General features: G+C 45.2%; 7 protein-coding genes. 1 reads left to right on the top strand and 6 read right to left on the bottom strand.

Features of this window, described 5'->3' with window-relative positions; translation table 11 throughout:
* Positions 1–34: 34 nt before the first annotated feature.
* The 6 genes from ACVBDU_RS22815 to ACVBDU_RS22790 all read right to left on the bottom strand — a co-directional run bounded on the left by ACVBDU_RS22815 (position 35) and on the right by ACVBDU_RS22790 (position 10,514).
* Positions 35–3,103, bottom strand: a complete 3,069-nt coding sequence (locus tag ACVBDU_RS22815) for a beta-L-arabinofuranosidase domain-containing protein (RefSeq protein ID WP_447181980.1) — start codon at positions 3,101–3,103, stop codon at positions 35–37.
* Positions 3,104–3,160: 57 nt separating this feature from the next.
* Positions 3,161–5,407: a S9 family peptidase gene (locus tag ACVBDU_RS22810; protein ID WP_447181979.1), complete on the bottom strand. Its 2,247-nt coding sequence runs from the start codon at positions 5,405–5,407 to the stop codon at positions 3,161–3,163.
* Between the two features lie 165 nt (positions 5,408–5,572).
* Positions 5,573–6,817: an NAD(P)/FAD-dependent oxidoreductase gene (locus ACVBDU_RS22805; RefSeq protein WP_447181978.1), complete on the bottom strand. Its 1,245-nt coding sequence runs from the start codon at positions 6,815–6,817 to the stop codon at positions 5,573–5,575.
* Positions 6,818–6,832: 15 nt separating this feature from the next.
* Complete coding sequence (locus ACVBDU_RS22800) at positions 6,833–7,837, bottom strand: 4-hydroxyproline epimerase (RefSeq protein ID WP_447181977.1); 1,005 nt, start codon at positions 7,835–7,837, stop codon at positions 6,833–6,835.
* A 3-nt stretch (positions 7,838–7,840) separates the two neighbouring features.
* Complete coding sequence (locus ACVBDU_RS22795; RefSeq protein WP_447181976.1) at positions 7,841–9,409, bottom strand: aldehyde dehydrogenase (NADP(+)); 1,569 nt, start codon at positions 9,407–9,409, stop codon at positions 7,841–7,843.
* A gap of 190 nt (positions 9,410–9,599) precedes the next feature.
* Positions 9,600–10,514 carry a dihydrodipicolinate synthase family protein gene (locus tag ACVBDU_RS22790; RefSeq protein ID WP_447181975.1) on the bottom strand — a complete coding sequence of 305 codons (915 nt, stop codon included), beginning with the start codon at positions 10,512–10,514 and terminating at the stop codon, positions 9,600–9,602.
* 136 nt (positions 10,515–10,650) lie between these two features.
* Here ACVBDU_RS22790 and ACVBDU_RS22785 point away from each other — a divergent pair, with 136 nt between their 5' ends.
* Positions 10,651–11,493, top strand: a complete 843-nt coding sequence (locus ACVBDU_RS22785; RefSeq protein ID WP_447181974.1) for an AraC family transcriptional regulator — start codon at positions 10,651–10,653, stop codon at positions 11,491–11,493.
* The last annotated feature ends 345 nt before the right edge of the window (positions 11,494–11,838 follow it).

Below are 11,838 nucleotides of genomic sequence, written 5' to 3'. Positions count from 1 at the left end.
ATATATGAAAGTCTTCCCTGACTGTAGTCGGGGTCTACTTTAACATAATATCCAGGTAAACCGAATGACGTCCGTAGGTTTCATAAAAAGGTTTAAAGATGACACCGTCAATGGTGAATTCCAACTGCGTGGGGTCACCTTTTATCGATTTACCTATATCCTCTGCATCCAGGGTCACTTTTCGCCATTCCTTTCCCGGTTCGGACTCCTGGGCTGCCAGCAGTACCGGTCCGTAAAACAGGCTGGCAATGTTTTGCCGGTCCATTACCGGGTCCAGGTAAAACCGGAATGGCATCTGCAACTCTACAGTGTCGCCGTCTTTCCATTTACGGCTTAGTTTGAGATAGCTACCAGGCTTAGTCTCTATCTTTTGCTCTTTCCCGTTGATCTTTACGAAAAATCCTTTGGTAGCCCATTTCGGTACACGCACATGAATATCGAATTTCCCGCTGCCTTTTATTGTTAAACGGGTGTTGTCTTCCTTGGGGAAATTAGTTGTTTGCTCTACCGTTACATTACGTTCGGTCCACTTTAGAGTGGAAGGCACATAGAGATTTACATACAGCGCACGGTTATCTTTACCTTTAAAATAAATCGAATTTTGCAGTTTGGTACTGCTCTCTATAGCCGTACCGTTACAGCAGGTAAAGCCGGTCATATGAGGATTTCCAAACTGTTTGACTGCACCCGGTCTTAGCGGAACATGATAGGTATTGGCAGGGCTGTCCTCGGCCACGGAGGCCAGAATATGATTGTACAGTCCACGTTCGTAATAGTCCATCAGCTCTGCCCGCTGATCGAAAAGAAAGAGGTTTCGGGTCAGTTTTAACATGTTGTAGGTCGCACAGGTTTCATTCTGTCCCCCGGAAGAGAAGCCGTTTTCATAGAGTGTTGCCGGCTGACTGACAAAACATTCGGCATTGGCAGGATTACGCGCACCTGCAACACCTCCGATGCTATACATATAATCATTGACGGTTTTATACCAGAAATTATCGGCCACCCGGTAATATTCGGGGGCATTTGAGTCGCGATACATTTCTATGGCTCCCACGATCTGGGGAATGTGCTGATTGGCATGCAATCCGCGGAAGGAATCTACATTTTTAGCGAGTCCGTGCGAATGCCCTGCGTCTCCGAAAAAGACATCGATATTATCGAACAATTGAGCGGCTTTAAGGTAACGCGGTTCTTTGGTAATGCGGTACAAACGTGCCATAGCCTCATTCATTCCTCCGAATTCACCTGCTATGTAGGTATTCCACATGCTTATGAGGGTTTCCGTGGGCAACCGGCTAAGGCGGATGTATACCCAATCACTCATCCCTGTTACGATTTCAAGGGCTTTTTCATTACCGCTTACTTCATAAACATCCATCAATCCGGCCAGAATTTTATGTAACGTATAGTAAGGTGCCCAAACCTGGTTTTTCTGTCCTCCATACTTAGCCCCGTTTTCCAGCATAATGAACTGATCGGGCGGATAAGCGCTGATAAACCCTTCACCCCAGTTCCAGTAATCGGTACGGATCCCTTCTTCGCTAAGATCGGAGTCATAACCTGATTTTCCGGAGCCCGGTGGCACCACTGACGGATCGGATACATGTCCGGCACCAGCCTCCCCGGGCTTCCCGGCCATTTGCGATAATTCGTAGAGGGTGTTAACCATATATTCCATTTTATCAGCAAAACTGGCCTGAAGTGTCTTATCATATCTCGTGCCCGCATAAGCCTGCGCGATCGCCGTAAGATAATGACCTGTCGCATGCCCGCGTAATTTAGTTTCCTGGCTGTCCCAGACTCCCAGAGGTTTCGCCCCCTCAGGTTGCTGCTGTCCGAAGGCATTACGAAACATATAGAGAAAAGCATCGGGATCGGTTTCGGCCAGCGTGGTTATAAATTTATCGCGATTCTCGATAAATTTGGTTTCGTGTCCATGAGCATCGGCGTTTAGGGAAACCTGGTCCAGTGCAAAGACGTCCAGTGTGCGGTTGGGTGTAGTTGATTCTTTGGTCTTTTCTACTGTTACCACAGCCTTCGGCTGCAAATTTGTACCGGCAATACGACCGGTTACGGTGTAACGGCCCGGCTTAAGGACATCGCCATTATCGGTTGGTGCCGGCCAGAGTACACGTACTTCGGGTCCATCAATACCATCTCTATACGTACCTTTTATGTAACGCGGTAACCGCGGCAAATATCCTTCTTCTGTTTTTACTTCTATATCCGGTACGCTAACAAGGTATTCGTTATACAGCTGAGGATCGGTCTCCGAAAATTCCGGCAGATCGTCTTCCGACTTCTCCATTTTCGCAGAACCTTCGTGCTCTCCTTTCAACGCATTATAATGGATTCTGGCCACCTGCTTTTCACTCAGGGGAATACGGTAGATCCGGAAATCATGTATACTTGCATTAAGATACGGATCTTCCGGCAACAGCGATTTTCCGATATAGAGCAGGTTATTTTCACCGGACTCTTTATCGAATACTTCTTCTAACTCCAATTCTATCTTCTTGGTCTCCCCTGTTGACTTGCCATTGACATATGTCCGTATGGATTTTGAAGGGATGTCAATAACTACGGCAAGGTGCTCCCAACGATCAGTACCTACGGCCGGTGAAACCGGTCCGTTCTCATCGCCTGCTCCTGCCGTAATGGCTGCCTGAAAACCTTTCTTATTCTCAGTTCCCGCAGGTGCGGCAAAAAAATGTATGTCTGCGTCTTTACCGAAATCAAAAAATCGCTGGCCCGGTTGGTCTGAGTACAGGTAAATCCATCCTGTTATACTGAGAGACTCTATTCCCATTAAGGCCTGGCCGGGAATCGACACAAAAGATTCGCCGTCACCGGGAAGTGCCAGGACTTTTCCGAATTTATCGTCCCTGACAAATTTTGCCCTGGGACCGTGAATAGTGCTGTGTAAATTATTACGCGACCAGTCTTTACCATCTCCGTTGAACATATAACGTGCAATCATCCCGGTCTCACCGATCCCGTCCAGTATCTGGTCGCCATTTTGTGCCTGAACCGTTACTACGTGCCCTGCCAAAACAGTAGCAAACAGGATTACCCGAATGAATATAGTATTATACACCTTCATATTTTAATTGTTTTCTACAATAATTTTAAAAATCTTTCCTTTTCTGCCATGAGTTTTTTACTCATATATGCTATTCCAGGAGGGTGGGGTTACCTTTAAAAGGTTTTTTACAAAAAAGTCCCTTCTTTTCCGATCTCCGTATTCTCCTCCCGAAGTATGTGATTGTCCCGGTAATACCACCAGTTCGAAATCTTTCCCCGCCTTGATCAGGGCGTCGGCAAACTGCATGGTTGAAGCGGGATCTACATTGTCATCTACCTCTCCTACCATCAATAAAAGTTTTCCGTTCATGGAAGCTGCATTTTCGGTATTGGAACAGGCGGCGTAATGCGGCCCTACGGGATATCCCATCCATTGTTCGTTCCACCATATTTTGTCCATACGGTTATCGTGGCACCCGCAGGATGCTACGGCAGCCTTATAGAAATCGGAATTAAACACCACAGCCGCCCCGGCATTTTGCCCTCCCGCCGAAGTGCCGTGAATACCTACCATTTCACTGTTGATATAGGGATATTTCTTTGCCGCGGTTTTTATCCATAACTTCCTGTCCGGGAAACCGGCATCTTTCAGATTTTTCCAGCATACGTCATGGAATGCCTTGGAGCGGTTGGACGTTCCCATACCGTCTATCTGCACTACTATAAATCCTAATTCCGCCAGGGTGGTCATCCCGTAATATACGGACCGGAAACTTTTAGGCACAAAGGAATCGTGAGGGCCCGCGTAGATATATTCTATAACGGGATAATTTTTGTCCGGGTCGAAAGTCGTTGGTCTTACGATAATACCCCAGATATCCGTTTTTCCGTCACGCCCTTTGGCGGTGAAAGTCTCTGGTATTTTCCATCCGGTTGCCAGTAATCCGGAAATATCAGCTTTTTGTAAAGGAAGAACTTCTTTTTGAGTATCCGTACTTTTTAAAACCGTTACCGATGGCGCATCAACCCTGGAATACTGATCTATATAAAATTTACGGCCCGGGGAAAATGTGACTTTGTGGTTACCGTTCTCTTTGGTAAAGCGAACGAAGTTCTTTCCGTCAAAATCTATCCGGCAATAATGTAACAGGTACGGGTCCTGGTCTTTATCCATTCCACTTGCGGTAAAGTAGATCTGCCGATTCTTTTCGTCTACCTCCAGAACTTTTCTCACCGGCCATTTCCCCCTGGTTACCTGGTTTTTCACTTTTCCTGTTTGTCCGTCATACAGGTACAAATGATTGTATCCGTCTCGTTCGGAAGCCCATATTATCTCCTTACCGTCATCACTGTCATACCTGTATTTTTTGCCGCTGTAGTCTATAAATGTGGGACTGGTCTCTTCTATAATTGTACTTACCCTCCCGGTATTGGCATCTGCGGATAAAACCCGGTAAACCTGGTGTCCGCGCTGATTGTATTCGAAAGTAAAAGTGCTGCTGTTTTTCTTCCAGGTGAAATTTGACAGGCTGTATTGCTGTGAAAAAAGGTCGGTAGCTACGGGCGTATGTTTTCCGGATACCACATCAAACAGTTGCGGACTGCGGAAAGGTAGCTCATCGCCCGGTTTTAGATAATCACGGGATTCCAGTCTGGGCTGAAACTGGTCGTCAGGCGTTGATCTCACAAAATATATCTTATGTTCTTCTCCGGGGCGGACTTTATAAGCCATTATTTTTTTACTGTCCGGCGACCATTCTATGTGGGAAGAATAATAAAAACCCCCGGAACCGTCAAAACTCAACCGGGTTTCTTCTTCGGTATCCCTGTTTTTGATGTAAAGATTGTGATTTTTAATAAAGCCAATGTAAACACTGTCCGGTGAAATTACCGGGTCGTTTTCGGATTCATCGAAACGTTTCCCCCAATATCTTCTTCTGTCTCTTTCCTTTTTTTCAAGTTCTTTTATCACCCGGAGTTTATAATCCGAAAGATCACAGTTTATTTCCAGGCTATCCGTCCGGAAGGTAAATGAGCCTTCCGCAAATCGGAGGTTATCCATGCCCAAACTATCTGCTTCTATCTTTTCACCGATGAGTTCTTCCAGTTTCGAAGCCAGTCTCTGATGGTCAAAAGCTTTTTGCTGTGCTATATCTTGTGTGGAAATCAAAAGATATTCCGTCCCTTTTGCCGTATTGTTTTTATACCAGCACAAACTATCGCCCTGCCAATGAAAGAGTTCCGGGGTATTGTAAACCTTGTTTTTGAACAGGGTATCCACAGCCTCCGATTTCTTATACTCCGCGAGAGTCCCCTGACCGTACAGTGAGGGAACGAGGGAAAAAAGTGCCCAGAAAACACTTAATTTTAATCGTTTTTTCATCACAAAATAATTATTTATAAACCTATAAATAATCATTAAGTTTCTGTAAGTGTATATTAACCAAAAATTACACTTTATTAACCGGTATTTTGAAGAAATCCACAGAAGTATGTGATTTTAATATGATTTTTGATGCTTTTTAACAAGAATATACATCCAAACCTGTTATTTAAAACGCTCCGGTCGCAATGGTGTTATATCCATTAGGGGTTTTTCACCGACAACAAGCTGCTTTACGAGTTTACCGGTTACCGGTCCCAGGCTGAATCCCATCATGGCATGCCCGGATGCTATGGTAAGGTTTGTATACTTTAATGTTTTTCCGATAAAAGGCAATCCGTCCGGAGAAACAGGGCGCAAACCGGAAAGCGCCCCGGCTTTTTCTTCTTCGCTGATCTCAATGCCATTATAATATTTTTTTACGGCAGCGGCGACAGCCTGTACCCGTTCTTTCCGGATAAAATCGTTATTACCGGAAAACTCCATACTTCCGGCAAAGCGGGTAAAGCCGTGCATAGGAGTTACGGCTACCTTTGCTTCCGTCAATATAGCCGGAAGAGTAATCCCGGTATGGCGTTTTACATTCATACTGTAGCCCTTCCCTCCCTGAACCGGAATGTAAAGGCCTAGTTTTTTTGCCAGGGGAAATGTCCAGCTTCCGGCAGCGAGAACAACCTCATCTCCTTCATAGTTGCCTTTGTTTGTCTGTACCGCGGCAATTTTATTCCCGGAGATTTTCATGTCGGTAACTTCCTGGTGCAATTGGAATTCCACACCTTTTTTAACGAGCCATTGTTTCAGATTCTGCATAAACTCGTTGGGAGTAATATGCCTGTCGCACTCATACAAGACCGCACCGAGGACATTATCGGAGAATACCGGTTGCATTGTTTTCAGTTCCTCTTTATTCAGGCATCTGGCTTCCAGCCCTTCTTTCATTGCTCTTTCTGCCAGGTGCAGTTCCTCTTCTTCCGCTTTGGCTCCCGTGTAAACCATTAACACCCCGTCACGACCATAATGGAATTCAAAATCGAGGGAATCGAGCATGGCATCGTAGAGATCCCTGCTTTTCAGGTTCAGTTCTTTTATAACCGGGATAGATGCTTCTACCCGTTGTGCCGTGGCGGATTTTTTAAACAGGAGCCCCCACTTCATAAAATCAATATCCAGGCGGGGCTTAATGTAAAGCGGGCTCTTACTGTTAAACATCCATTTCAGTCCCTTGGTGACCATACCCGGTGCGGCAAGGGAAATAATATGGCTCGGAGTAAGATATCCCGCATTGATAAAGGAGGCCCCGCCGGAAATATCTTCGCGGTCTATCACCGTTACCCGGTAGCCCTCTTTAACCAGGTAGTATGCGGAGCAAAGCCCCGCTATCCCTCCTCCTATGATAATCGTTTTTCTCAATGGCTTAAAGTTTAGTTATAGTACCTGGAAACCATGTGCATAAGGGTCATCTTCATCATCTATGATAATCGTATTATACCCGGTCACTTTAGCCCAGCCTTCTATACTGGGAATAATAGCTTTTTTACCGGCCAGTTCGGATTCTTCCTCAATACGACCTATAAATTTACTGCCAATAATGCTTTCGTGGATAAATTCATCTCCTTTTTTGAGCTTACCTTTGGCATACCACTGGGCCATCCGCGCGGACGTACCTGTACCACAGGGCGACCTGTCTATGGCTTTATCCCCGTAAAAGACGGCATTCCTGGCGGTACTTTCTTTATCCAGCGTAGCGCCGGTCCAAAGAATATGGCTCAGGCCGTTGATCGTAGGATCTTCGGGATGTACAAAAGAGTCGGATGCGTTGATGCGGCTGCGCATTACCCTGCTCCAGGTTATCAGTTCACCGGCCTGGTAATGTTCCAGTCCTTTGAAATTTTCCTGAACCTCTACTATGGCATAATAATTCCCGCCATAGGAAACATCCACAGCCAGTTCTCCCAGGTCCGGGCATTCCACGGTAATATTTTCGGCTGCCAGGTATGATTTTATGTTTGTCAGTCGTACCGAAGTCACCTTTTTACCTTCCTGCCTATACACTACTTTTACCAGTCCCGCCGGGGTTTCCAGTCGTAACTGCCCGGGAATTTTGGGGGTTACCAGTCCTTCCTCGATCATGACCGTTACCGTACCAATGGTACCGTGTCCGCACATGGGAAGACATCCGCTGGTTTCGATAAAAAGTATTCCTACATCATTCTGAGGGTCAGCAGGCGGAAACAAAATGCTTCCGCTCATCATGTCATGACCCCGGGGCTCGAACATCAGTCCTTTCCGGATCCAGTCGTACTCTTTTAAAAAATGCTGACGTTTTGCACTCATGGTGGCTCCCTCTAAAAAGGGGCCACCGCCGGCAACCACTCTCACCGGGTTGCCACAGGTATGTGCATCTACACAAAAAAAGGTTTTTCTCGCCATTGGCTATACAGCGTTTTTAGTCACTTTTCCGTTTATAGTTCTTGAAATCTGTAAGGGATTACTGTTTTGTAACGCCTTCGGTAATAATGCATCCGGCCAGTCCTGGTAGGATACCGGACGTACCCAGCGTTTCACGGCGGTGAGGCCTACGGAAGTAAATTTACTGTCCGACGTTGCGGGGAACGGTCCACCATGTGTCATTGCGGCACAGACATCTACCCCGGTAGGGACCCCGTTAAAGATCAACCGGCCTACACGGCTCTTCAGCGCTTCGATCGTTTCTGAAAAATCGTATAATTCAGCTTCATCTTCGTTCAGTACGGTACCGGTTAATTGTCCTTCGAGATTTGCCAGGACTTCCGTAAGTTGTGCTTTATCTTCGCACTGCACTATAACCGAAAACGGACCGAATACTTCCCGGTGATAGGTTTTGTTTTTCAAAAAGACATCGCCGTCTACAGTAATCACGTTTTGTAAGGCATAATTGTCCTTTACCTCTACATCCGGGGAAGCTACTTCCTGAAAACCGGGCTGGGACAATACGGTTTCTTTGCTTTTATCGTATTGTTTTTTAATCCCAGGATGTAACATACATGTAGGGGCGATTCCGGAAATCGCTTTGCCTAAGTCCGTTATAAAAGTATCGAAAGCTTCACTTTTAACTCCCAGGATCAATCCCGGATTTGTACAGAATTGCCCGGTCCCGGCAGTAATGGAGCTTGCGTATTGTTCGGCCCAGAATCCTGCCTTTTCTTTTAAAGCGGAAGGAAGGACAACCACAGGATTGATGCTTCCCATTTCGGCATATACGGGAACAGGTTCTTCCCGTTCTGCTGCCAGCTTGCACAAGGCCGTTCCTCCTTTTATGCTTCCTGTAAAACCTACGGCCTTAACCAGGGGATGTTGTACCAGGGTTTGTCCGACTTCGATCCCTTTACTGTTAAGATTGGAAAAAACTCCATCCGGCATACCTGTTTTTTTTGCCGCTTTTATAATTGCCGAAGAAACCAGTTCTCCGGTCCCTGCATGTAAAGGATGTGACTTTACAAGGACAGGACATCCTGCAGCCAGGGCACTGGCCGTATCTCCCCCGGCTGTGGAGAAAGCAAACGGAAAATTACTTGCACCGAAGACCACCACGGGGCCCAGGGGAATCTGCATACGCCGAAGATCGGGCTTTCCTTCCGAAAAATTGAGAATGGCCTCTACCCATGATCCTTCCCGGAGCATGGTGGCAAAAGCCCTGAGTTGCCCGGTTGTACGTACAAATTCTCCGTTGGCACGGCCATCCGGCAGGCCGGATTCCTTTTTATAGATATCTATAAGGCCGTCTTTTAAAGCTTCCAGCTCTGTAGCGATACCTTCCAGAAAAGTCGCCTTATCTTCATCGCTGGTATTTTTATATGTACGGAAAGCTTTGGTGGCAAGTACAACCGCTTTATCCACTTCCTCATTTGTAGCTTCGTAAAACACGGTTTCGTTTTCCGAATTGGTTTCCGGGTTAATGGTTTTGTAGGTTACTTGTCCTGATGCGGAAAGCTCTTCTCCTATGTAATTTTTTCCTGTAATCATAGCTTTCTTGTTTTTGGGTTATTAAATTCATTTACACTTTTCATCCCGTGATAATCCCGATAGAGTTATAGGGATCGGGAGCAGTAATGGATTTCAAGCTTGTCTCGTTTACCCTCCGTCCTTGACCCCAGCCATTTCGGCCTGGCTCAATGCAGCGCCTAAAGGGTGGGACGGAGGGTAATCAGTATAGTTACAAATTCATATAATCCGGTAATGCCGGACGGGTTTTCATGGCTTCGTCAATGATAGCCAGAACTCTTTCGCGTTCTGCTCCCTGTAAAGGCAAACGCGGCGCCCGTACGTTTTCCGTTCCTATACCTGTGGCTACCTCCGCCAATTTTATATTTTGTACCAGTTGCGGGGAAATATCCAGTTCCAGCAATGGCATAAACCACCTGTATATTGCTATTGCTTCCTCTATTTTACCGGCTTTTACCAGCTTGTAAATAGCTACCGTCTCTGCCGGATAGGCATCCACAAGTCCGGCGACCCATCCGTCCGCACCGGCAGCTAAGCTTTCGAGTGCCAATGTATCTACTCCACCGAGTATCTTTAACCGATCTCCGAAACGATTTTTGAAACGGGTAACATTGGTAATATCCCTTGTAGATTCTTTTACAGCCTGGATATTATCTAATTCCAAAAGTTCTTCGAACATATCAAGGGTAACTTCTATTTTGTAATCTACCGGGTTATTGTAGATCATTATAGGCAGTGAGGTACTTTTTGCTATTTCCTTGAAATACACCACGGTTTCGTAGTCCGTTGCCTTGTAACGCATGGGAGGAAGGATCATGAGTCCGTTAGCTCCCAGTTGTTCTGCTTTTTGAGCTACTTCGATAGCTTCTTTGGTACTTTGCTCGGCAATGTTAATTACTACCGGTACGCTGCCGTCTACAATTTTCAGCGTTTCTTTTATAAGCGTTTCTTTTTCGTCACCTGTCAGTGTACTGGCCTCTCCGAGAGTCCCGCCTAGTATAATACCACTTACACCTGCTGCTAACTGTGCTTCGACGTTTTTTCTGAAAGTGACCAAATCTAACTGGTCGTCGTCAGTAAACTTTGTTGTTACCGCTGGCATTACGCCTTCCCATTTTAGTGTCATCTTAATTAATTTTTCAACAAAAATAAAGGTTATGAAAAAGTCTGTATGAGCGATTATTAGCATATACTGACACTATATTACCACAAATATTGATTTCCAAGTGATTTTTTAGTAATATTTACAAAAAATTAATGCTTTGAAAGTCCTCCCCTTTAAAATACCGAAACCCGAACAGGAAGCGCTCGTCTACCAGGAAGACCATGAAATTGCTTTTTATGACCAGCTTCATCAGCACGAAGAGATCCAGATAAGTCTTATCGTTGAAGGTGCCGGGTCACTTATTGTCGGTGATACGATCAATCACTACAAGAAAAATGACATCCTGGTTATAGGAGAAAATATCCCTCATGTGTTCCGCAGTGATTTACAGGCTTCTCCCCGATCTGTAATGTACACTCTTTTTTTTACCAAAACATCCTTCGGAAAGGATTTTTTTACGATCCCCGATTTAACGGATACACAGGTTTTCTTTAAAGAAGCAGAATATGGAATTAAAGTCTTATCCGGACAGAAAAAGATCATCAAACGCTTCAATAAACTGAAAAAGGAAAGCAAGATAGAACGTATAGGATCTCTTCTAAAGATCATCCATATTATTATAGATTCCGAAAAGCAGCCCTTATCTTCTTTTGTGTACCGTAAAAAATATACGGATGATGAAGGAAAACGCATGAGTGCGGTATTTGAACATGCTATGGAGCATTTTAACGAAGTAATTTCCCTGGATGCCGTTGCGGAAAAGGCCAATATGAGTAAAAATGCCTTTTGCCGGTATTTTAAAAAACGTACGAACAAGACCTTTTTCCAGTTTTTGATTGAGATACGGATTGAGCATGCCTGTAAACTACTTTATCGCAATCCGGAACTATCCATTTCCATTATTTCGGAAATGTGCGGGTTTCAGAACATTACCAATTTCAACCGGAAGTTCAAAGAATTGAAGAGCATTACCCCGTCCCAGTACAGGGCACAGTATTAGAGCTTGTTTAAACTGATTTCAATTGGCTAAAAAATGTCCTTTTTGTTGCCGACGCGCCACCTGGCCCCTTCACTAAAAACAGCCACTGGCTGTTTTCTTAACGTTCGGTCCTGTCTTTTTCTCGCCCCATAGCTATGGCTATGCGGCTCAAAAAAGCCTTCATATGGAACAGGGCGGAGCGTATAAAAATAACCCTGTGGGTTATTTTAGCGAACGAGCCAGCCGGCGCAAGGGTATTTTTCGCTTCAATCAAATCAGTTTAAACAAGCTCTTAGCAAAAAAAGCGAATGAAAAACATTCGCCTTTTTGCGTGTCGGGGACACGAAACTAATCAAATCAAATTAC

The sequence above is a fragment of the Sinomicrobium endophyticum genome, from assembly GCF_052983315.1.
Note: the sequence above shows the minus strand (reverse complement) of the source record. Positions and strands in the feature narration are given on the sequence as shown.